At 61.9% G+C, this 21,047-nt stretch carries 18 protein-coding genes, 1 tRNA gene and 1 pseudogene; 9 read left to right on the top strand and 11 right to left on the bottom strand.

The window, feature by feature from the left end; all coding sequences use genetic code 11:
- The first annotated feature begins 77 nt into the window (after positions 1–77).
- Positions 78–893, top strand: coding sequence for a GTP cyclohydrolase FolE2 (folE2, locus tag J3485_RS21195; protein ID WP_206956291.1), 816 nt, complete (start codon positions 78–80; stop codon positions 891–893).
- 21 nt (positions 894–914) lie between these two features.
- Here folE2 and tsaD read toward each other — a convergent pair whose 3' ends face one another.
- Complete coding sequence (gene tsaD / locus J3485_RS21200) at positions 915–1,943, bottom strand: tRNA (adenosine(37)-N6)-threonylcarbamoyltransferase complex transferase subunit TsaD (protein WP_206958247.1); 1,029 nt, start codon at positions 1,941–1,943, stop codon at positions 915–917.
- 90 nt (positions 1,944–2,033) lie between these two features.
- Between tsaD and J3485_RS21205 the strand changes: the two are divergent.
- From J3485_RS21205 to J3485_RS21235, 7 genes and pseudogenes are all read left to right on the top strand, one after another.
- Positions 2,034–3,287: pseudogene (locus tag J3485_RS21205) on the top strand (BaiN/RdsA family NAD(P)/FAD-dependent oxidoreductase); the annotation flags it as partial.
- A 69-nt stretch (positions 3,288–3,356) separates the two neighbouring features.
- On the top strand, positions 3,357–3,569 hold the full coding sequence (gene rpsU, locus J3485_RS21210) for a 30S ribosomal protein S21 (protein WP_115533772.1): 213 nt from the start codon (positions 3,357–3,359) through the stop codon (positions 3,567–3,569).
- Positions 3,570–3,727: 158 nt separating this feature from the next.
- The gene (locus J3485_RS21215; RefSeq protein ID WP_206956293.1) at positions 3,728–4,174 is read left to right on the top strand and encodes a GatB/YqeY domain-containing protein; all 447 of its coding nucleotides are present in this window, start codon (positions 3,728–3,730) and stop codon (positions 4,172–4,174) included.
- Positions 4,175–4,275: 101 nt separating this feature from the next.
- Positions 4,276–6,162, top strand: a complete 1,887-nt coding sequence (gene dnaG / locus J3485_RS21220; RefSeq protein ID WP_206956294.1) for a DNA primase — start codon at positions 4,276–4,278, stop codon at positions 6,160–6,162.
- Positions 6,163–6,509: 347 nt separating this feature from the next.
- On the top strand, positions 6,510–8,744 hold the full coding sequence (gene rpoD, locus J3485_RS21225) for an RNA polymerase sigma factor RpoD (RefSeq protein WP_374192480.1): 2,235 nt from the start codon (positions 6,510–6,512) through the stop codon (positions 8,742–8,744).
- Positions 8,745–9,027: 283 nt separating this feature from the next.
- Positions 9,028–9,115, top strand: a tRNA-Ile gene (locus J3485_RS21230).
- Positions 9,116–9,292: 177 nt separating this feature from the next.
- Entirely contained in the window at positions 9,293–10,504 is a 1,212-nt protein-coding gene (locus J3485_RS21235; RefSeq protein ID WP_206956296.1) for a tyrosine-type recombinase/integrase, read from the top strand.
- A 50-nt stretch (positions 10,505–10,554) separates the two neighbouring features.
- Here J3485_RS21235 and J3485_RS21240 read toward each other — a convergent pair whose 3' ends face one another.
- The 8 genes from J3485_RS21240 to J3485_RS29065 all read right to left on the bottom strand — a co-directional run bounded on the left by J3485_RS21240 (position 10,555) and on the right by J3485_RS29065 (position 16,585).
- Entirely contained in the window at positions 10,555–10,809 is a 255-nt protein-coding gene (locus J3485_RS21240; protein WP_206956297.1) for a hypothetical protein, read from the bottom strand.
- A 209-nt stretch (positions 10,810–11,018) separates the two neighbouring features.
- The gene (locus J3485_RS21245) at positions 11,019–11,855 is read right to left on the bottom strand and encodes a hypothetical protein (RefSeq protein WP_206956298.1); all 837 of its coding nucleotides are present in this window, start codon (positions 11,853–11,855) and stop codon (positions 11,019–11,021) included.
- 176 nt (positions 11,856–12,031) lie between these two features.
- Positions 12,032–12,331, bottom strand: coding sequence for an addiction module antidote protein (locus tag J3485_RS21250; RefSeq protein ID WP_206956299.1), 300 nt, complete (start codon positions 12,329–12,331; stop codon positions 12,032–12,034).
- Between the two features lie 134 nt (positions 12,332–12,465).
- Complete coding sequence (locus J3485_RS21255) at positions 12,466–13,422, bottom strand: nucleotidyl transferase AbiEii/AbiGii toxin family protein (protein ID WP_206956300.1); 957 nt, start codon at positions 13,420–13,422, stop codon at positions 12,466–12,468.
- Complete coding sequence (locus tag J3485_RS21260) at positions 13,370–13,810, bottom strand: DUF6088 family protein (RefSeq protein WP_206956301.1); 441 nt, start codon at positions 13,808–13,810, stop codon at positions 13,370–13,372. The genes J3485_RS21255 and J3485_RS21260 overlap by 53 nt, the downstream gene beginning before the upstream one ends.
- Before the next feature lie 549 nt (positions 13,811–14,359).
- On the bottom strand, positions 14,360–15,304 hold the full coding sequence (locus J3485_RS21265; RefSeq protein WP_206956302.1) for a LysR family transcriptional regulator: 945 nt from the start codon (positions 15,302–15,304) through the stop codon (positions 14,360–14,362).
- 148 nt (positions 15,305–15,452) lie between these two features.
- Positions 15,453–16,160, bottom strand: a complete 708-nt coding sequence (locus tag J3485_RS21270; protein ID WP_206956303.1) for an alpha/beta fold hydrolase — start codon at positions 16,158–16,160, stop codon at positions 15,453–15,455.
- Positions 16,115–16,585 (bottom strand): alpha/beta fold hydrolase, encoded by a 471-nt coding sequence (locus J3485_RS29065; protein ID WP_374192453.1) that lies wholly within the window; start codon positions 16,583–16,585, stop codon positions 16,115–16,117. The genes J3485_RS21270 and J3485_RS29065 overlap by 46 nt, the downstream gene beginning before the upstream one ends.
- A gap of 69 nt (positions 16,586–16,654) precedes the next feature.
- Between J3485_RS29065 and J3485_RS29070 the strand changes: the two genes are divergently transcribed.
- A complete protein-coding gene (locus J3485_RS29070; protein ID WP_242539014.1) occupies positions 16,655–16,885 on the top strand; it encodes a helix-turn-helix domain-containing protein in 231 nt (76 codons plus the stop codon).
- A 41-nt stretch (positions 16,886–16,926) separates the two neighbouring features.
- On the opposite strand, the gene J3485_RS21280 is transcribed toward J3485_RS29070, so the two are convergent.
- Together J3485_RS21280 and J3485_RS21285 are read right to left on the bottom strand one after the other, a co-directional pair.
- The gene (locus J3485_RS21280; protein WP_206956305.1) at positions 16,927–18,156 is read right to left on the bottom strand and encodes an MFS transporter; all 1,230 of its coding nucleotides are present in this window, start codon (positions 18,154–18,156) and stop codon (positions 16,927–16,929) included.
- 205 nt (positions 18,157–18,361) lie between these two features.
- Entirely contained in the window at positions 18,362–20,953 is a 2,592-nt protein-coding gene (locus J3485_RS21285) for a penicillin-binding protein 1A (RefSeq protein ID WP_206958257.1), read from the bottom strand.
- Positions 20,954–21,047: the final 94 nt, after the last annotated feature.

Consider the following 21,047-nt stretch of genomic DNA (forward strand, 5'->3'; position numbering starts at 1 on the left):
ATGTTCGTTTATTGGCGTGACTCGCGCCGGCCTCTGCGCGCCGGCCCCTTAGCCGCGCTCTCAAGGACAAAACAACGATGAACCAAATGAACCCCGCCTTCGTGATGCCCGACGTGCAAAGCACGGTCGACACACGGCAGATTCCGATTCAACGCGTCGGGGTGAAGGGGGTGCGCCATCCCTTGATGGTGTGCATGTCGAACGGCGAGGCGCAGCCGACGGTAGGAACGTGGAACCTCGATGTGCACCTGCCGGCGCATCAGAAGGGGACGCACATGTCGCGCTTCGTGGCGCTGCTCGAGGGCAACAAGGCGCCGCTCGAGCCTTCGACATTTCGCCGGCTGTTGGCCGAGATGCTCGACAAGCTCGAAGCGACGGGCGGCCGCATCGAAGTGACCTTCCCGTACTTCGTGCCGAAGACGGCGCCCGTTTCGGGCGTATCGAGCCTGCTCGACTACGAGGTGACGATGACGGGGCAAGTGCGCGACGGCGATGTTCGCACTTTCCTGCGCGTGCTCGTGCCTGTGACGAGCCTGTGCCCGTGCTCGAAGGAGATCTCGCAATACGGCGCGCACAATCAGCGTTCCCACGTGACGATCGAGGTCGAGCTTCTTGCCGATCTGCCCGTCGAAGAACTGATCCGCATGGCCGAGGAAGAGGCATCGTGCGAATTGTGGGGTTTGCTCAAGCGTCCCGACGAGAAGTTCGTGACGGAGCGCGCATACGAGAATCCGAAGTTCGTCGAGGATCTCGTGCGCGACGTGGCGCAGCGCCTCAACCGCGACGAGCGCATCGTGTCCTACGTGCTCGAGGCCGAAAACTTCGAATCGATTCACAATCACAGCGCTTATGCCGTCATCGAGCATGACAAGCGCGATGCGGCATCTACGTGACGCTTGCGCCGCGCGATGGCTTCACGCTCGCGCGAGCGACGACAAATCCCAGCGTGGCTTGACCGTGAATGCGTAATCCTTGTTCGCCTGCTCGGGCCAGCGCTGCAGCCGCAGCGCGCCTGCCAGTGCGATCATCGCGCCGTTGTCGGTGCACAGCGAAAGATCGGGGTAATGGACGTCGAAGCCGCGCTTTTGGGCAGCGGCCGACAACGCCTCGCGCAGTTGTCGATTCGCGCCCACCCCGCCCGCCACGACGAGGCGCTTGAGCCGTGTCTTTTTGAGCGCGGCCAGCGATTTCGCGACGAGCACTTCCACGGCGGCATCGACGAAGCCGCGCGCTAGATCGGCTTTCGCTTGCTCGCACACGTTGGCGCCGAGTTGTTTCGTGTGCGTGAGTACGGCGGTTTTCAAGCCGCTGAAGCTGAAATCGAGATCGCCCGAATGGAGCATCGGCCGCGGCAGCGTGACGGCGCGCGGTGTACCGAATTCGGCCAGACGTGAAACCTCGGGGCCGCCGGGATAGCCGAGGCCAAGCAGTTTGGCGGTTTTGTCGAACGCTTCGCCGGCGGCATCGTCTAGCGTCTCCCCGAGCGTTTCATAAACCCCGACCTCCGTGACCCGCATCAGTTGCGTGTGTCCGCCCGATACGAGCAGCGCGACGAACGGAAACGGCGGCGGCGCATCGACGAGCAGCGGCGACAGCAGATGGCCTTCGAGATGGTGAATGCCGACGGCCGGCTTGTCCCAGGCCATCGCCAGCGCATTCGCTATGCTCGCGCCGACGAGCAGCGCCCCTGCAAGCCCTGGGCCTTGCGTGAACGCAATTGCATCGATATCGGCGCGCGACGCGCCCGAGCGTGCGAGAACGTCCTCGAGCAGCGGCAGGGCGCGGCGGATGTGGTCGCGCGAGGCGAGCTCGGGCACGACGCCGCCGTACTCGCGGTGCATGGCGATTTGCGAATGGAGGGCGTGTGCGAGCAGGCCGCGCTCGGTATCGTAGAGCGCGAGCCCGGTTTCGTCGCACGAGCTTTCGATGCCGAGAACGAGCATGGTGGGGTGGGTGCGCACGACCGGCACGCGGCCGGCGCCGCATCGGGCACATGGGAAACGTAAAAGTATAGCAGTGCGCCGTCCGAGGCCGTTCGCGCAGGTAAAATGCGCGCCATGGAATCTTTTGATATCGCTGTGATCGGCGCGGGCGCTGCCGGCATGATGTGCGCGGCCGTCGCCGGGCAGGGCGGTGCGCGCGTGGTGCTCGTCGACCATGCGCCGCGGCTGGCGGAGAAGATCCGCATCTCCGGGGGAGGCCGTTGCAACTTCACGAATCTGCAAGCAGGCCCCGCCAACTATCTATCGGCCAATCCGCATTTTTGCCGCTCGGCGCTCGCACGCTATACGCCGCGCGATTTTCTCGCGTTATTGAAGGCCCACCGCATTGCCTGGCACGAGAAGCATCGCGGCCAGTTGTTTTGCGACCATTCGAGCGAATCGATCATCGACCTGCTCAAGGCCGAATGCGATACGGGCCGTGTCGCGTGGCGTCGTCCCGTGGCCGTGCAAGGCGTGCGTCGCGACGAGGGCGCAAGCTTCGTGCTCGATACGAACGCTGGGGAGATCGCCGTGCGCTCGCTCGTCATCGCGACCGGAGGCCTCTCGATCCCGAAGATCGGCGCGACCGATTTCGCCTATCGAATTGCGAAGCAGTTCGGCCACAAGCTCGTCGATATGCGGCCGGCGCTCGTGCCGCTGACATTTACGTCCGACGCGTGGGCGCCGTTCTCTGCGCTGGCCGGCGTCTCGCTCGAAGTCGAAGTGGCGGCAGGGCGCAAGGGCGGCCAAGGATCGTTCGTCGAAGATTTGCTGTTCACGCATCGCGGGCTGTCGGGCCCCGGCATTCTGCAGATCTCGAGTTACTGGCAAAGCGCCGAGCCGATCGTGATCGATTTGCTTCCCGGCCGAGATGCGGCCGCCGAGTTGCTGGAGGCCAAATCGAGCGGCACGAAGCGGCAGATCGGCAATTTGCTCGCGCAATGGCTGCCCGCTCGCCTGGCCCATGCTTGGCTCGAAGCGCGTGGCGTTTCCATCGAGGCGCGCTTGGCCGATTTGCCCGATAAAGCGTTGCGCGGCCTCGGGGAGGCCTTTTCGCGATGGACGTTGACGCCGTCCGGGACCGAGGGATATCGCAAGGCGGAGGTCACGAAGGGCGGTGTCGACACGCGCGAGCTGTCGTCTACGACCATGATGAGTGCGCGTATGCCGGGGCTTTACTTCATTGGCGAGGCTGTCGACGTGACAGGCTGGCTCGGTGGCTACAACTTCCAGTGGGCCTGGGCGTCCGGCGTGGCGGCCGGCCAGGCTGCCGTGGAGTTCGCTCGGAGTGCACGCAGCGCTTGACAACTTTCGTGTAAATGTGCAGAAGGTCTGCTATACTCCCGAACCTTTGGTGAATCGCCGTTTGGAAACATGACGATCATTCGCGTAAAAGAAAACGAGCCCTTTGAAGTCGCGATGCGCCGCTTCAAGCGCACGATCGAGAAGAACGGTTTGCTGACCGAACTTCGCGCGCGTGAGTTCTTCGAGAAGCCGACGGCCGAGCGCAAGCGCAAGAAGGCTGCTGCGGTGAAGCGCCACTTCAAGCGCCTGCGCAGCCAGATGCTGCCGAAGAAATTCTATTGATTGCACTTGCGCTGGTTTGCGGTCGATCAGCCCGGCCCTACCCCGCACGAGTGCGCAGCTTGTACCAAACCCGCTTGAGGAAGCGTCCCAAGCGGGTTTTTTCGCTGGGCTTGCGCGGCCTGATTTTATTCAATCCCTTTCATGCACTTGGGTGAACGATGAGTCTTAAGGATCGCATCAACGACGATATGAAAGCCGCGATGCGCGCGCGCGAATCGGGCCGTCTCGGCGCGATTCGCTTGCTGCTGTCGGCCATCAAGCAGCGCGAAGTCGACGAGCGCGTAACGCTCGAGGACACCGGAATCACGGCGATCATCGACAAGATGATCAAACAACGCAAGGATTCGATCAGCCAATTCGAAGCGGCTGGCCGCACTGATCTCGTCGAGCAGGAAAGCGCCGAGATCGCCGTGTTGGCAGCCTATATGCCGGCGCAACTATCGTCGGCCGAGATCGCCGAGCAAGTGCAAGCCGTCGTGGCCGAGACGGGCGCCGCGGGGCCGCAGGACATGGGCAAGGTCATGGGCGTGCTCAAGAGCAAGCTCGCGGGCCGCGCCGACATGACGGCGGTGTCCGCACTCGTGAAGGCGGCGCTCGCCAAGTAGCCGGTGTTCGAAGCCGCAATGCACCCGATGCCCACGTTTAGTCGCCGCCTGAGCGGCGACGGTGCGCTTGTCCGCGCGGTTTTTGCCGCGCCTCATCGCTCGTGATTCCGCACGCCTTTTTACAGGACCTGCTGAACCGCGTCGACATCGTCGACGTGGTGGGCAAGTTCGTCCAGCTCAAAAAAGGCGGGGCGAATTTCATGGGCTTGTGCCCGTTTCACAACGAGAAAAGCCCCTCGTTTACCGTTAGTCCTACTAAACAGTTCTACCACTGCTTCGGTTGCGGAGCGCACGGCACGGCCATCGGTTTTTTGATGGAGCATGCGGGTCTTTCGTTTCCTGAAGCCGTGGGCGACCTTGCGCAATCGGTCGGCTTGACGGTGCCGCAGGAGCCGTCGCTTGTGCGCGGCGGCTATGGCGGGGAAAAGGGCGGGTCGGGTTTCGAGCGGTTCGCGCCGGCCGACGGTAAAACCGTCGCTGCGCTGTCGGATCTCATGCAAACGGCGTGCGACTATTACCGCAAAGCCTTGCGGGGTGCCCCCCAGGCGATTCAGTACCTGAAGAAGCGCGGGTTGACCGGCGAAGTCGCCGCCCGCTTCGGGCTCGGTTTCGCACCCGACGGTTGGCAGAATCTCGAAGCCGCATTCCCCGACTATCAAAACGATGCGCTCGTCGAGGCAGGCCTTGTCATCGTCAGCGAGAAACTCGATGCTCAGGGCCAGCCGCGCCGCTATGACCGGTTTCGGGAACGGGTCATGTTCCCGATCCGCAACGTCAAAGGACGGGTGATCGGTTTCGGCGGGCGCGTATTCGACGGCGGCGAGCCCAAATATTTGAATTCGCCCGAAACGCCACTATTTAGCAAGGGGAGCGAGCTCTACGGGCTCTTCGAGGCGCGCTTGGCGATTCGCGAGGCGCGCTCGGTGCTCGTCGTCGAAGGCTACATGGATGTCGTCGCGCTGGCGCAGCTCGGGTTTCCGAATGCCGTTGCGACCCTCGGTACGGCATGCACGCCGATTCACGTGCAAAAGCTTTTGCGACAGACCGACACCGTGATCTTCAGCTTCGACGGCGACGCGGCGGGCCGGCGCGCGGCGAGGCGCGCGCTCGATGCCTGTTTGCCGCACGCTGCCGACAACCGCACGATCCGTTTCCTTTTCCTGCCGACTGAGCACGACCCGGACAGCTTCATCCGGGAATTCGGCAAGGACGCTTTCTCTGAGCAGATCGAGCATGCGCTGCCGCTTTCGCAGTTCATGTTGAACGAGGTGCTGGCCGGCAAGGAGCTCGACACGCCCGAGGGGCGCGCGCGTGCGCTTTTCGATGCGAAGCCGCTGCTACAGGCGTTGCCGGCCAATGCGCTGCGTGCGCAGATCATGCACATGTTCGCCGACCGGCTCGACGTTCCGTTCGATGAGGTCGCGGCATTGTGCGAGGTCGACACACGTATCGTCGCGGTGGCCCGCGCGGCACCGCCGCGCAAGGATCGGCGGCGTGTCACGGGCATCGAGGAGCACGCGTTGCGCAATTTGGTGATGCATCCGCGCATCGTGTCGTTGCTCGATGAGGAGAGCGAGGAGAGCCTGTTCAATCAGAGCCACCACGGCGAGCTTTTCGCGGAGGCGGTGACGCATGCGCGTGCGCTCGGCGAAGCGGCCGAGTTTCGGCATTTGTCTGACTTGCTCAGAAATGGGGCCAACGCGGCGACTTTCGAAGAAATCTTCCGCGAAATTCTGGACTATGATGAAAACGTGCGCGATTTGCTGCTGTACGACGCGGAAGACGCCGCGGCGGTGGAGCAGCAGCAGGAGCGCGAGCGCATCGCCGCCGAGGAATTCCAGGCGGCCATCCTGAAAATTCGCTACGACGCCTGCTGCGAGCGGCTTGAGCGCCTGTCGCGACAGTCCAAGCTTACGTCGGAAGAGATCGAACAATTCACGGAGCTGAATCGACAGCGAGCCGACATGAAGCGGCGGCTCGGGCTTTGACTTCGGAAGAGGGATTGTGCCGAGTGTGCTATCATAAAAGGTTTTCAGCGGTCTAGTTTGTCTTTTCAAAGCAGTGGCGCTTAAGCAGGGGCGAGATAGCGATGACGAAGACTACGGGCGAGAGAGTGGCTGCCAAGGGCGCGACAGGGACGAGCAAGGGCAATGCCCGTGGCTCGAACAAGCGCGCGGCGGGGCCGTCGCGCAAAGTCGTCGCTGGCAAATCGGCTGTTGCCGCCGTTGCCGCCGTTGCTTCTGTCGGTAAAACATCGGCTGCGGGCGCAGCGGCGCGGGCCGAGAAGAAATCGGGAAGCTCGGGGGCTGCGCGAACTTCGGCGGCAGCCGCCGATATGACCAAGGCGGCGAGAACGTCCGCCAAGCCGGAGACGAGGGCCGCCGCCGCGAGGCGGGCCGGTTCGAAAAGTGCAGGGGGTGCGACTGCCACGCCGGACGATACGGCAGTGCGCGATACCCAAGTATCCACGGTGCAACCGGCTGAAGTCCAGCAGCCGCGAGTCGAGACTATAGCCGGTACGGCGAACTCCATGACGAAAAAGCTGAACGAAGTATCCGTCGATGACGACGCAACCCAAGCCGAAGAGCAGCAAGCTACTCCGGGCAAGGGCGAAAAAGCCAAGGCGCGCGATCGCCGCGCGAAGGAAAAGGCGCTGCTGAAAGACGCGTTCGCGTCGACTCAGCCGGGCACGGCCGAGGAGCTCGAAGAGCGCCGGGCGAAGCTGCGCGCGCTGATCAAGCTCGGCAAAGAGCGTGGCTTTTTGACCTATGCGGAAATCAACGACCATTTGCCCGACAACTTCGCCGAAACCGAAGCGATCGAAGGCATCATCAGCACGTTCAACGACATGGGCGTGGCCGTCTACGAGCAGGCACCCGATGCCGAGACGCTGCTGCTGAACGACAACGCCCCTGCCGTTTCGTCGGACGACGAAGTCGAAGAGGAAGCGGAAGTTGCACTGTCGACGGTCGATTCCGAGTTCGGCCGCACGACCGATCCGGTCCGCATGTACATGCGCGAGATGGGCACGGTCGAGTTGCTCACGCGCGAAGGCGAAATCGAGATCGCGAAGCGTATCGAAGACGGCCTGAAGCACATGGTGATGGCGATCTCGGCATGCCCGACGACGATCGCGGATATCCTCGCGATGGCCGAGCGCGTCGCGAACGACGAAATACGCATCGACGAACTGGTCGACGGCCTCATCGATCCGAACGCGGAGGACGCGGACGGTTTTTCGGCGAAGGATGCCGAAGCGATCGAAAACGAGAGCGAAGAGGAAGAGGAAGAAGAGGGCGACGAGGAAGAAGAGGACGACGGCACCGCGCAGGCTACGGCGAACGCCGCTCAGCTCGAAGCGCTCAAGCGTACTTCGCTCGAGAAGTTTGCATTGATCAGCGAGTGGTTCGATAAGATGCGCCGGGCGTTCGAGAAGGAGGGCTACAAGTCGAAGTCCTACCTGAAGGCGCAAGAGACGATCCAAAACGAGTTGATGTCGATCCGCTTCACGGCTCGCACGGTCGAGCGCCTGTGCGACACGCTGCGTGCGCAGGTGGACGAAGTGCGTCAGGTCGAGCGTCAGATTCTGCATACCGTCGTCGACAAGTGCGGCATGCCGCGCGCCGAATTCATCGCCCGCTTCCCGGGCAGCGAGACCGAGCTCGAGTGGGCCGAGAAGATCGTGGCGGAGGGCCACCCGTATAGCGCGATTCTGTCGCGCAACATTCCGGCCATCCGCGAGCAGCAGCAGCGTCTGCTCGATTTGCAGGCGCGTGTGGTGTTGCCGTTGAAGGATCTGAAGGAAACGAACCGTCAAATGGCAGCCGGCGAATTGAAGGCGCGCCAGGCCAAGCGCGAGATGACCGAGGCGAACTTGCGTCTCGTGATTTCGATCGCGAAGAAGTACACGAACCGCGGCTTGCAATTCCTCGATTTGATCCAGGAAGGCAACATCGGTTTGATGAAGGCCGTGGACAAGTTCGAATATCGCCGCGGCTACAAGTTCTCGACGTACGCGACATGGTGGATACGTCAGGCCATTACGCGTTCGATCGCCGACCAGGCGCGCACGATCCGTATTCCGGTTCACATGATCGAAACGATCAACAAGATGAACCGTATTTCGCGGCAGATTCTGCAGGAGACGGGCCTCGAGCCCGATCCGGCGACGCTCGCGGAAAAGATGGAGATGCCCGAGGACAAGATTCGCAAGATCATGAAGATCGCGAAGGAGCCGATCTCCATGGAAACGCCGATCGGCGACGACGACGATTCGCATCTCGGGGATTTCATCGAAGATACGAACACGGTCGCGCCGGCCGATGCGGCATTGCATGCGAGCATGCGCGACGTCGTGAAGGACGTGCTCGATTCGTTGACGCCGCGCGAGGCGAAGGTGCTGCGCATGCGCTTCGGTATCGAGATGAGCACGGACCACACGCTCGAGGAAGTCGGCAAGCAATTCGACGTCACGCGTGAGCGGATTCGCCAGATCGAAGCGAAGGCGCTGCGCAAGCTGCGTCACCCGAGCCGATCGGACAAGCTGAAATCGTTCCTCGAAGGCAACTGATTCGCGAGGGATGGGTTAGCTCGATGCAGTAACGAGGCCCGGCTTGAAGCGCCGGGCCTTTTTACAAGTGGCTTGTGTCGCGGGAGTGCTGGTTTTTAGGTGGTCGAGATGGAGGCCTCGCTGTGGATGCTTCGCCGCCTCGCCTCCGAATTCGCTTCTATTTGCTTTTGCGATTTGCAGGCAATCGAATTAGCCGATAGACTCGCAATCTTTCCGCGAAGCCGTCGATCGCTGAGACAAACCATCCGCCACGAACGAATCATTCCAAAACGTGGCGAGAGAAGGGCCGGACGCCGTGCTGGTTGCAGGCAGCGGACTCATAATCCGCCTCCGAAAGGACATCGTGGGTTCGACTCCCACCCGGCCCACCATCCAAAGAGTTCCAGTAAAGTCCAGAGTGTTCCGTTTGGGGCATCCTTGTGCCTGTACGGCGTGTATTGACGGGCTTCTCGGGGATTCCGAGGAGGGCTGTCTCATTCCGTTGACTTCCACCGATTCGTGGGGGTAGTTTCTGGGGTACGTCGCATGCGGCGATGGGAAATACCCCCATGACACTCTCCGATACTTCGATCCGCAAAGCTAAGCCAGGCGCAAAGCCGGTCAAGCTGTTCGATGGCGGCGGTCTCTATGTCCTTTTGACTCCGACCGGCTCACGCTTGTGGCGGATGAAGTATCGCTTTGGTGGCAAGGAAAAGCTGCTCGCGTTCGGTGCGTATCCGGCGGTGTCGCTGAAGGGCGCGCGCGAGCTACGCGATGACGCCCGGCGTGAACTTGTTAAGGGCAACGACCCAGGGGAAATTCGGCGCGCTCGGAAGGCAGCCGCGAGAATGCAGGATGGGAGCACCTTCGAGGTTGTGGCTCGCGAGTGGTTCGAACTGATGAGGGGCAAGTGGGAAGCAGAATACGCCGACCTCATCTTGCATCGGCTTGAACGCGATATGTTTTCGTCTCTAGGCAGGCGTCCGATTGCGGAAATCACGCCGCTGGAGTTACTGACTGCCTTGCGGAGGATCGAGCGACGAGGAGCGATCGACACAGCCCATCGCTCCCTGCAGAAATGCGGGCAGATATTCAGATACGCAGTGGTGACTGGGCGGGTAAGCCACGATCCCACGACTGATCTTCGCGAGGCGCTCAAGCCCGCACCAAAGCAACATTACCCGTCGATCACGGATCCGAAGGAAGTTGGCGCGCTGATGCGTGCGATCCGGGGCTACGCCGGTGGCTTTGAAACGAAATGTGCCCTCCTTATCGGTATCCTGACCTTTGTTCGCCCCGGGGAGCTTCGTAAGGCTGAATGGTCCGAGTTCGACTTCGATCATGCAGAGTGGCGCATCTCCGCCAGCAGGATGAAGATAAAAGAGCTGCATATCGTGCCTCTGTCGAAGCAGTCGCTTGCCGTTTTGAAGGAGCTCTATTCGGTAACGGGGCATGGACGGTACGTCTTTCCCAGTGTCAGGACCAGTGCTCGACCGATGAGCGAAAACACCGTCAACGCGGCACTGCGGAGACTCGGCTATACGAGTGAGCAAATGACGGGGCATGGATTCCGCAGTACTGCGTCGACATTGTTCAATGAACAGGGGTGGCCGGCCGATGCAATCGAGCGGCAGCTATCTCACGGCGAGCGGGATGAGGTGAGGGGTGCTTACAACTTTGCGGAATATCTGCCGCTGCGCAGGAAGATGATGCAGGCGTGGGCTGATTATATTGAGGCACTTGAATGTAATGCGACGACAATTCGCTCGCGGTTCCGGTAGGGCATGCACAATGCATTGACGTATTGCGATTCCGGCGGCTTTGCGCCGGATCAGCCAGCGCCGCCCGCCTCGGAAGACCGCTGCTTCGTGTCCGCAACCAGTTCCTTGAGCGCCTCAATGCCAGCGTCCGTGAACGCGGTTACCGAGATCAGCTGTTCCGCGGGGCCGTCCAGATCGTCAATGATCCCAAGACATCCGTCCTCGGGCCCCAAGTTCATGCTCGCCAGTTCGTCCAGCCACTCCTCCGGCTCTCCGAGCATCTTGGCGACGCAGGCGACGGTATAGACAAAGCTCGGTGCGGCCATGGTATGAGGTTCTCTTTGTTATCACGGGCTCCAGCCCTATTCTGCCGTTTTTCAATGACGAGCCCTGATGTGGGTCCCGCCTCCGACTTCTACGTGAGCCGGCCACGATCGACGATGCGCAATTACCATTCTCGCTCTTTCGCCGTCAATCAAGCGTGGCGAGTTCTGGGCGCGCAGATCTCCGATTCGGCCACCTCCGGAACCCGTCATCACGGCGCACACCGTTTCCAGATGCATCGCCAGCCATTGCGCGCGTGAACGGCCTCCGCCAGGATCGCCAGGTACTGCCCATGATCGACCCGCTCATCCGGCGGCAACTCCGACTCCATATGCCGTTCGAGCGCCGCCTGTCGAGCTTCACGACCTTGCGTCATCGCGAGAATCCGGCTGTAGACCTCGCACGCGTATGCAAAGGTTTCGCGCTGATGGAAAGCGATGTCGAGCAGTGTTGGGCATTGCCGACGCTCCGGCAGACCGATTGATGTCCGACGACAATTGTGCAGTACATGTGCCGCCTCGTGCACGACGAAATCCGCAAATGGATCGGTCTCGTCGAAGTATGCGAGCGACACATAGCAGGTGGTGTCCTGGCTCAGCCCGACGAGATCGTCGGCGTTTGAGCCTAGCCGGGACGCGCCCAGACTATTTAGATACAGGTTGGCGAGACGCCACGCGGTCGACAGCCATGGTTCCGTGGTGAGCACATCGACAATGTTGTGGGGCGTGAGGAAAACGACTCCTCGCACGAGCGCGTCGAGCACACAATCCCGTTCCTGGACGGTGAAAAATCCGTCCACCATGGGGCCAAGCTTGTCTCGCAGCCACGGATCAATCGGTCCCGGCAAGGAGGGCGTTGGTCGCTCGAAACCACGCGCCTCGCGCAGTGTTGTGTCTACAAGCGCGGCCCGGAGCCGTTGAGTAGCGTGGGCCGCGGCGTCAACCATGGAGCTTCCCGGCCAGTTGACGAAGAAGCCATCATAGTCGCCGGTTGCCAGATATTGTCGGACCTGGGCTTCGATCCATAAATGCGAACCGACCTCGGGCATGCTCACGTTTCTCCTTTCATTGCCACCTCGTTCTGCGGAGTCACCAGGCACTCCGTGCCGAAGCACGTTGCACCGGCACCATTCAAAGAATTCCAGGGAAGGGCAGGGTGTTTCGTTTGGGCCGTTCGTGTGCCTGTAAGGCGTGCTCGGAAGGCAGCCGCGAGCCATTCTTCAAGCTACGCGTGGGCTGTTTCCGGCATAGCGGTCAACTTGACGCCGAGCGCACGCATCAACTTGAACACGGTTTCGAGCTTTGGCTTGGAAGCCGGGGCTAGTGTCTTATGCAGGCTTTCCCGTCCAACACCTGCGTCGGCTGCAACCTTGGCGATGCCGCGCGCCTTGGCGACATCTGCGATCGCTGCCATGAGCAAATCTGAGTCACCTTCCTCAAGGGCCGCATTGAGGTAAGCGGCGATGACTTCCTCGCTGTCCAAGTGCTCTGATACGTCGAAGCGGGAGATCTTGACTTTGCTCATGCTTGCTCCTTGATTGTCTGCCACATGGCCCTGGCGTTCTTGATGTCGGACTTCTGGGACGACTCGTCGCCGCCACACAGAAGTAGGCGGAGAACACGATTCAGCCTTCGCTCTTTCGCCAGTTCAAGACCGGACTAAAGCGTGCCGAGCAACTTATTGGCAACGTCTTTGAACACGCCCAATGCCTCATTGAAGGGCGGCTTGTGCCGGCCATAAATCAACGGGATGAGTTTGTCGGCATACTCGCCGATCGTTTGGGCGTCGGACTCGATCTCGCCGAGCGCGGTCTTCATGCATGTTGCTGGATCGTCGACGAATGCCTTGTGCTTCGGAAACTCGATTCGATCAAAATCGACGAGATCTTTGAAGTGAGCGACTGCCCGATCCACGGCGCCTGGGTCGACAGCCACGATGCGCCAAGTGTCGTAGATATGGCGCACTAGCGCTTTGTCCCAGTCCTCGCGCACCTTTGCTCGGTGTTCGGCAAAGCGGCGCAGAAACGAGAGGACTTTTTCTGCCAGTGTCTCCTCCACTGAAACACATTGCATGGCGAAGGGTTCGCCAGCCTGTTCAGCCAGTCGATCGATCAGATAGCCGAGCTGGTGCTCGGACGTCTCGAAGGCGGGTGTGCGTACCGTGAACTCGACACTCAGGTGAGTGCGCAGGCTCTGATGCGGCCCGTAAACCGACGAATACATCCAGCTGCTCGCGAAATATCGGTTGGCATTTCTGGCACGAGCCTCTTCCGGGATTTCCTGGAAATCCAGCCGCATCAGCGTTTCGGCCACCTTTCCTTTCAACGCGGAAAGGTGCTTCTTTAATGCGCTGTCGCTGAGACCGTGTGCAGGAGATAGCGCAACCTTGAGGTCGACATCCTCCGACATCCGCTCAATGATGCTGTGCGCCTTCGAGAGACTCGTCCCGCCACAGAAGACCAATCTGACGTGCTCGTGGGCGATGGCCGACAACGCACGCAAAGCGTCAGTTACATGAATGTCCTTCTCGAGAATGGCGGCGGAAATCCCGCCGACGTCTTGTTCAGCGAGTAGGGCGTCGATCAACTCCCGTTGGTCGGTTGTAATTGTTTTCATATTCGATGGTCTTTGGTCCGAAGCCCAGCTTGCGGGAGATGCGCCGATTCCCGGTATTGATGACCACGCCGGCGGCGATTTGCGTCGTCGTGCCCGCGTTATATTCAGCAGTCTGACGGCGTGGATACACTTTCACGCCAAGCTTTTTCAGTGCCTCTGGTGCTAGGAATTCGACCGGCTCGACCGGAATCGGCTTCCCGCTCAACACGCTGCGCTTCGCTTTGGCGTAGACGCCTACCCCAATTTTAACCACTGCGCCTTCATCGACCAGATTGCGCAGCGCACGGCTCAGTTGGGCCTCGCTGCCCAAGTCCAAGAAATCGGCCCGCAGGAAGACATTTGTCCTCTTCCGGCCGAGCGCCTTTCTCAATTTGTCTCGTAGGGTCATGATGACCTCCATCAAACATCAATAATGATTGTAATTGATTGATTCTACGATGAAAATACGTCGCGTGACGCTCACCGGTCAAACTGGTTCAGTATAACCCTCGTGGACGTCTTCATCCGCTCCGCGGCCATCAAAAGACGAGGGCGAGACGCTGCAGGCGGCGCAAGGCGCACGAGCACGCACCCCCACCGGGTTGACTGGCAGACGGACGCTGTCCTGAAAATGGGGCCGTGAGTTCGCGATCTGGACAGCAAAGTGTCGACGAGCCACGTGCGCCGCGACTAGGCCAACTTGTTCCATTTTGTTCCGGTTGCCCTTGGGGGTAGATCCGGGGGTAACCGCGTATCGTCAAATCGAAAGTCGCTTGCGGAGTGGACCTGAGCGACCTGAATATGACTCCCACCCGGCCCACCATTCGTTGTTCCAGCGTGTTCCCAGACGTTCTGTACATAAAGCCAAAACCCTTGTTGGGCGGTTGCCTCCGGATGCTCCCAATTCCCCGGTTTGCCGTTTCTGTCGGCCAACCTTCCTAGGCTCGCTGCGACCTCGCTACCTGCTGAACGGCCGGTCCCAATACGGAACGCCGCCGTCGTCTACGGCGAACTGTTCGCGAAGATCGTTGATGAACAGCGTTGCTTTTCGCACACCGCGTCCCGGCATCCGCATGGCGTGAATGCCAGAGGCCGATACGGGCGGTTCGCGAAGCTCGTTGTCGAACAGCATGACGAGACGTCCGGCTGCGATCTCGTCGCCGACCAGCCATGTCGCGAGATGTGCAATGCCCACGCCGGCTAACACAGCCTTCAGCAGCGACTCGCTATCGTCGGTGCGCAGATTGCCGTTCACGTCGAGCGCTTTTCCGTCGTTGACGCCGGCAAACTGCCACCATCCGGCGCGCGTGCCGCGTGCACCATGCGTACCGTGCGACAGGCAGTTGTGTGTCAGCAGATCGATGGGCGAGGTAGGCCGTCCTGCTCGCGCGAGATATGCGGGACTCGCGACGGCAACCCGGCGCTGCGGGGCGAGCTTGGTGGCCAGCAGATCGCTGTCGTCCAGTACGCCGATGCGAATCGCCACATCGACCCGCTGATTGACGAGATCCACCATGTCGTCGCTGACATGCAGATCGACCTGCATCTGCGGATAGCGCAGCAGGAACTTCGCAACGGCGGGCGCGACATGACGGCGTCCAAACGTAGCGGGCGCCGTCACGGTGAGCACGCCTTGCGGCTCGGTTTGCATCGATACAATCGCGTCTCGCACGTCATCGATTTCCGCCAGGATCTTTTTCGCGGCACTCACGAACTGCAGGCCGGCATCGGTGAGGTGTACCTGACGCGGACTGCGGTAGAACAGCGCGGTGCCGATATCCTGTTCCAGCAGATCGATCTTCCGCGTCACCGACGAGACCGCTACGTTGCGCGATTTGGCCGCGCGAGAAAAGTTACCGAGCGTCGCCACGGACAGGAAGATCTCGAGCGCGTCGATTTCCATGTGAGGTGTTCCCGGATTCTAGATACAGGGCATGCGATGGCTAAGTCTACGAAGCATGCGATCCGAGGTAAAGGGATCGCTTGATCGAACTGCGAAACCGCGTCACATACACGCCTCCTTACCACCTCACATGACGCCGCTTCAACGTTCATCGGGCGCTCGCCGCCTCGACGATACAGTTCACTACCTCATGCGGATGCGATACCGGCACGGCGTGCGACGCCTTGACTTCGCGCACCGTCGATTGCGCACGTGCGGCCATGAAGCGCTGTGCGGCAGGCGGGATCGACAGATCGTCGGTGGTGACGACAGCCCACGACGGAATGTTGCGCCACGCGGGTTGGCCTTGTAACGTCTCCTCCATCGCCGTGCTGTCGACGGGCCGTTGGGTCGCCGCCATGATCGCGACGGTGGCAGCGGAGAGATCGCCCGCGTATACCTCGTGGAAGCATTCGGTTTTCAGATAGAGGTCGGTGCCAGTCGGCGTCGGCAAGAATGCGAGCGTGTCCGGTCCCAGCTTGCTGCCGGGAAAGCGTTCGTTCAGTTCGCCGGCGCTTTCGTTCGTATCGGGCTGGAAAGCGCTCACGTACACCAGCGCTCGAATCTGACCTGCACGACGCGGCTGAGACGAAATCACCGAGCCCGCGTAGGAGTGTCCGACGAGCACGACACTGCCTTTGATACTGGCGAGAAAGCTGTCGAGATAGTCGGTGTCCGAGTGCAGTCCGCGCATCGGCAGCGCCGGCGCCAGCACGCGATAATTCTGGAGCTGAAGTTGCGCGATCACCGCGGCCCATACCGAGGCATCGGTCAGTGCGCCGTGCACGAGCACGATGGTGGGTTTGCTGTCTTCCATGACGATTCCTTTTCTGAATGAACGATTGACCTGCTTTGCTTCGTCGGTCGAAGCAGGAGCCTTACTGGCTTCGCAATCATGTTCAAGGCGTCGGGGAGGAACAATGAGGTGTTGCGCAAAGTCGCTTTGCGCCGGCTGCAAAGCGGAGCGACGGGGATGAGCATTCGCACGCGTCGTGGAGCAAGCATCGCAATGCGTTCTATGACCATTCCTCCCATCGAGTGGCCTATCAGGCTGAATGTCTCGAAGCCAAGCGCGTCTGCCAAAGCCAACGCATCGTTGGCAATTTCATCGATCGTGTATTCTCCGGCGACAGCTTGCATGTCCCCATAGCCGCGGTAGTCCATGCATATATACGTGAATTGATCGCGATCCAGTGCGCGCTCGAGCGGAGAGAAACCGCGTGCGTCGCTGAACCATCTCACCTCTGCCGCGCGCTCCTGGAACGCCCATCTTTGCGGGTCGACGTCGATGTCATGGCGAACACCATGAATATGAGCCGACGCACATTCACTCGATTCTTTGGGGCTCAGACCGGTGTCGGATTTGCTCAGTGGCGTCAGCAGGCTTGCCTGTTGAGCGCTGTTTTGCGGTTGAGCGATGGCGAAAACGTGACGACGGTCGCTCTGGACTTGGGGTATGGCAGCCCCAGTTCTTTCACGGCGCTGTTCCAGCGCGTACTGGGCGTGCCGCCAAGTCGTTACTTCGAAGGCCATCAAGCGTGAGTCAGCGAAAGGCGCTTGCCGCTGAACCTAGACCTTATTTCTCACCGCCCCTGCGTCTCCAAACAGGCGCGGCGCTCCAACCGCGCCGCCGCCTTGCGATCGGCGTTGCGCTGTGCGAAGCCCGCCATCGCCCAAACGCCGAGGCCGGCGATCGCGAGCAACGCTCCCACCCATCCCGGTGAAGTCCAGCCGAATCCGCCTGCGATCGCTAGCCCGCCGAGAAACGGCCCCAGCGCATTGGCCGTGTTGAATGCCGAATGATTGAGCGCGGCCGCAAGGCTTTGCGCATCTTCGGCGACGTCCATCAAGCGCGTCTGCAACACGGTGCCGAGCGCGCCGCCTATGCCGATCAGGAAGACGTCCAGCGTGAGCGTCCAGACGTTGGAGGCCGCCAGCGGGAAGGCGAGCAGCGTCAGGGCGCTCCAGACGAGCAAGACTCCGGCCGTGCGCATCAACGCGCGATCCGCGAACATCGGCACGACGATGTTGCCGATCGTCATTCCGATCCCGAAAACGCCCAGCACGAGCGACGCAACGCCTACCGATGCGTGCGTGACCGAGGCGAGCACGTTCGCCAGATACGTATAGACCGCGAACAAGCCGCCGAAACCGATCGCGCCGATGCCGAGCGTGTACCAGACCTGCGTGCGCTTGAGCGCGCTCAGTTCGCGCAGCGGGCTTGCGTTGGCCGCCGCAGGCGTTGACGGTGCCCACAGGCGCACACACGTCATCGTGACGGCGCCCATCAACGCTGCGAAGCCGAAGCTCCAGCGCCAGCCGATCACATGGCCGAGCCAGTTCGCGAACGGCACGCCGACGATCGTGGCGACGGTGAGCCCGAGAAACATGCGGCCCACGGCGACGGTGCGGCGGTTCTCGGGCACGAGCGAGGTCGCGACGAGCGCCGCGACGCCAAAATAGGCACCGTGCGGCAATCCGCTGATGAAACGGAACAAAAGCATCCAGTGGTAGCTCGGCGCGAGCGCACTCAGCGTATTGCCCACGGCGAACAGCGCCATCAGCGCAATCAGCAGATCGCGACGATCGAGCCGTGCGCCGAGCACGGCGAGCGCCGGTGCACCGACCACCACACCCAAGGCGTACGCGCTGATCACATGACCTGCCACGGGCGCGCTGATGCCAAGCCCGCGCGCGAACAGCGGCAAGACGCTCATCGTCGCGAATTCAGTCGTGCCGATCGCGAAGCCGCCCACCGCCAAGGCGAAGAGGACCCAGGCCGTCTTGTTCTTTGTTGCTTCAATCTGGTGCATTGCCAATTGCCGTGATCAAGCGGTGTTTACCCGCAAAGCAGCAATTCTAGTGGCGTGGCGAAAAATTAGCTTGGACTGGGCTGACTTATTTTGCGGAGCAAGATAGTGCCGGATCACCGACGGATGCGTAGCCGGTGTGTCGACTGAAGTCCGACGGCCGAACGACATTGCTGACGCGAGCCGTCGGCCGTGCTACCTCACCGCCTCATCCTCCGGCATTGGTTCCTGATGGTGTCGTTTCCGGTACGTCCGGCGTTGGGGTTGGCGAGGATCCCGCGCCTGACGGCGGGAACACGTCGCTCTTACGTGGCGGCATACCGGTAGCTTGCGCACCGGAAGCCGGCGGCAAGACGGTTGGGGCAAGCAGTGGCGCCACGCTACTCGTTGCACCGGACGCGGCCGTACCCGATGCCGCCGCCGGCGCGCCGTTAGCCGGCACTCCAATCAACGGCGGCTCGGACGCCGGCAATGGCGCCGACGCCTGCGACGGCAAGCCCGACGAACCCGACGAAGCCGGCGCGGCTGCCGACGCTGGCGTGGGCGGCGCGGCAGGCGTCACCGCCGGCGGCGCATGGTGCATCGGCGCGGGCGCCGCTGGCGTCTGCGGTTTGGAGCCGAACAGCCACGCCGTCCACACGCGCAGCTTGTCGCGGAACACAACGAATGCGCTCGGCTGTACCTCGGTGTCGAAGCGTGCGCGTGAATCGATCAGCCGCGCGTGCAGCGCCCGCCGATAGAAGTCGCCGACGATCGGCAGCGCACTGTGCGCTCCCTCCCAATAATTGCCGCCCAGCGTCACGCGGCCGTCGTCGAAGCCGACCCACGCGCCGGCAACGAGTTGCGGTTGCATCAGGATGAACCAGCCGTCGGTATTGTCCTGGGTCGTGCCGGTCTTGCCCGCGACGTCCGCGTGAATCCCGAAGCGCGAGCGGATGCTCACGCCGGTGCCGCGATTGACGACGTCGCGCATCACGTCGATCAGCGTGCGGTCCGCCGCGACCGGCAGCGCCTGCTCGGGCTCTGCCGGTTCGAACTGCGCAAGCACGTGGCCGTCGTGATCGTCGATGCTCGTGACCATACGCGGCTCGAGATACGCGCCGTCGTTCGCGATCGTCGCATACGCGGACACCATCTCCTTGACCGTCACCGGGCTCGTGCCGAGCGCGAGCGACGGCACCGGATCGAGCGTGCTGTCGCGCACGCCCATCGCCCGCGCCAGACGGGCGACGCGTTCAGGGCCGACTTGCTCGATCAACTGCGCAGTGACGCGGTTGTTCGAATACGCCAGGGCATTGCGTAGCGTCATCGGCTTATCGCTCGGCGGGGCATCGTCGCTCGGGCGCCAGATTTCGCCGCCCTTCAGAGCAATCTCGACCGGCTGGTCGATGAACGTATCCGTCGGCTTCGCACCGGCCGCGAACGCCGCGCCGTACACGAACGGCTTGAACGTCGAGCCCGGTTGACGGCGCGATTGTTGGACGTGATCGAATGGTTCGTCGGCGAAATCGCGGCTGCCGACCCAGGCCTTGATCTGGCCGTTGCGCGGATCGATTGCGAGAAAGCCCGCCTGTACCTCGGTCTTGTCGTGGCACAGGGTGCGCACGAAGCCGCGGTCGGCGCCGAGCTGCTTCAGGGCATCGTCGTCGCTTTGGCCGGAGGCGCGCGCGCTGCGATACTCGGGCGACTCGCGCATGAATGTCCTAAACAGATCGTTCGCCGGCGAGCAGCCCGTGCGGCCGCTCCATTGCCCGTTTGCGATCGACTGCAACTGGTTGCCCTGCAGCGTAACCGCCGCGGTCGCCATCGCCTGCAGGCGCGAATCGATCGTGGTATGGACGATCAGGCCGTCGGCGTAGATGTTGTAGTCGTTTGCATCGGCCCACCCGATCAGCCATTTGCGCAACTGCTGCGTGAAATGCGGCGCGGGCCCGGGCGGCTCCTCCTGACGCTCGAAATCGACCGTCAGCGGTTTGACCTTCAGCTTCTCGTACACGGCAGGGGAAAGACGGCCGTACTTGACCATCTGCGCGAGCACCGTGTTGCGCCGCTGTAGTGCGCGCTCGGGGTTGATCACCGGGTTGTAGTAGCTGTTGCCCTTCAGCATGCCGGTGAGCGTCGCGGCCTGGAGGATGTCTAGGTCATCGGCCGACTTGTCGAAGTAGGTACGCGCCGCCATCTCGACGCCGTACGCGTTGTACAGGAACGGCACGGTGTTCAGGTAGGTCTCGAGGATCTGGTCCTTGCTGTAGGCCATCTCGATCTTTTCCGCAGTGATCGCCTCCTTGATCTTGCGCGTGAGCGTCGGCGCGCGGCCCACTTCGTCGGGATACAAGTTGCGCGCGAGCTGCTGCGTGATCGTCGAGCCGCCCTCGCGGTGGCCGCCCAACATGTTGTGCAGCGCCGCGGACGCGGTGCGCTTCCAGTCGATGCCGTGATGCTCGTAGAAGCGGTGGTCTTCGGTCGAGATCAGCGCATCGACCATATGCGGCGAGATCTCTTTCAGCGTCACCCACTCGCGGTTCGATGGTTTGAACTCGGCGAGCAGCTTGCCGTCCGCCGAGAGGATCTGCGCAGGCCGATCGACTCGCGCCTTGCGGATGTCGCTGATGCTCGGCGTGAACGGAATCAGCACGAGCACGTACAGGACGACAAGCGCGGGCGGCGTGGCAAGCGTAAGCAGCACGCCGCGCCGGGTCGGATGCCGCGTGTGGTACCAGGCTGCGGCGAGGGCGGGTTTCGTCAGGTGTGCGACGACGCTGATTAGCGCCACTGCGAGATGGAAGCACGCCCCCGCCAACCGGGGCACGCGGCCAGCCCACCTGATGCAGAAATACCGTACGGTCGTCAAGAGTCGGTGCTTCACGCTGCTGTCAGCCTGTTCTGAAAAGGCT

It is taken from the genome of Trinickia acidisoli, from assembly GCF_017315725.1.
Classification (GTDB): Bacteria; Pseudomonadota; Gammaproteobacteria; order Burkholderiales; family Burkholderiaceae; genus Trinickia; species Trinickia acidisoli.

Bases quoted from the DNA above. Each gene is read 5' to 3' on its own strand.
- folE2 (WP_206956291.1), top strand. From the start codon at position 78: ATGAACCAAATGAACCCCGCCTTCGTGATGCCCGACGTGCAAAGCACG.
- tsaD (WP_206958247.1), bottom strand. From the start codon at position 1,943: ATGCTCGTTCTCGGCATCGAAAGCTCGTGCGACGAAACCGGGCTCGCG.
- rpsU (WP_115533772.1), top strand. From the start codon at position 3,357: ATGACGATCATTCGCGTAAAAGAAAACGAGCCCTTTGAAGTCGCGATG.
- J3485_RS21215 (WP_206956293.1), top strand. From the start codon at position 3,728: ATGAGTCTTAAGGATCGCATCAACGACGATATGAAAGCCGCGATGCGC.
- rpoD (WP_374192480.1), top strand. From the start codon at position 6,510: ATGACCAAGGCGGCGAGAACGTCCGCCAAGCCGGAGACGAGGGCCGCC.
- J3485_RS21235 (WP_206956296.1), top strand. From the start codon at position 9,293: ATGACACTCTCCGATACTTCGATCCGCAAAGCTAAGCCAGGCGCAAAG.
- J3485_RS21240 (WP_206956297.1), bottom strand. From the start codon at position 10,809: ATGGCCGCACCGAGCTTTGTCTATACCGTCGCCTGCGTCGCCAAGATG.
- J3485_RS21245 (WP_206956298.1), bottom strand. From the start codon at position 11,855: ATGCCCGAGGTCGGTTCGCATTTATGGATCGAAGCCCAGGTCCGACAA.
- J3485_RS21250 (WP_206956299.1), bottom strand. From the start codon at position 12,331: ATGAGCAAAGTCAAGATCTCCCGCTTCGACGTATCAGAGCACTTGGAC.
- J3485_RS21255 (WP_206956300.1), bottom strand. From the start codon at position 13,422: ATGAAAACAATTACAACCGACCAACGGGAGTTGATCGACGCCCTACTC.
- J3485_RS21260 (WP_206956301.1), bottom strand. From the start codon at position 13,810: ATGACCCTACGAGACAAATTGAGAAAGGCGCTCGGCCGGAAGAGGACA.
- J3485_RS21265 (WP_206956302.1), bottom strand. From the start codon at position 15,304: ATGGAAATCGACGCGCTCGAGATCTTCCTGTCCGTGGCGACGCTCGGT.
- J3485_RS21270 (WP_206956303.1), bottom strand. From the start codon at position 16,160: ATGGAAGACAGCAAACCCACCATCGTGCTCGTGCACGGCGCACTGACC.
- J3485_RS29070 (WP_242539014.1), top strand. From the start codon at position 16,655: ATGAGCCGACGCACATTCACTCGATTCTTTGGGGCTCAGACCGGTGTC.
- J3485_RS21280 (WP_206956305.1), bottom strand. From the start codon at position 18,156: ATGCACCAGATTGAAGCAACAAAGAACAAGACGGCCTGGGTCCTCTTC.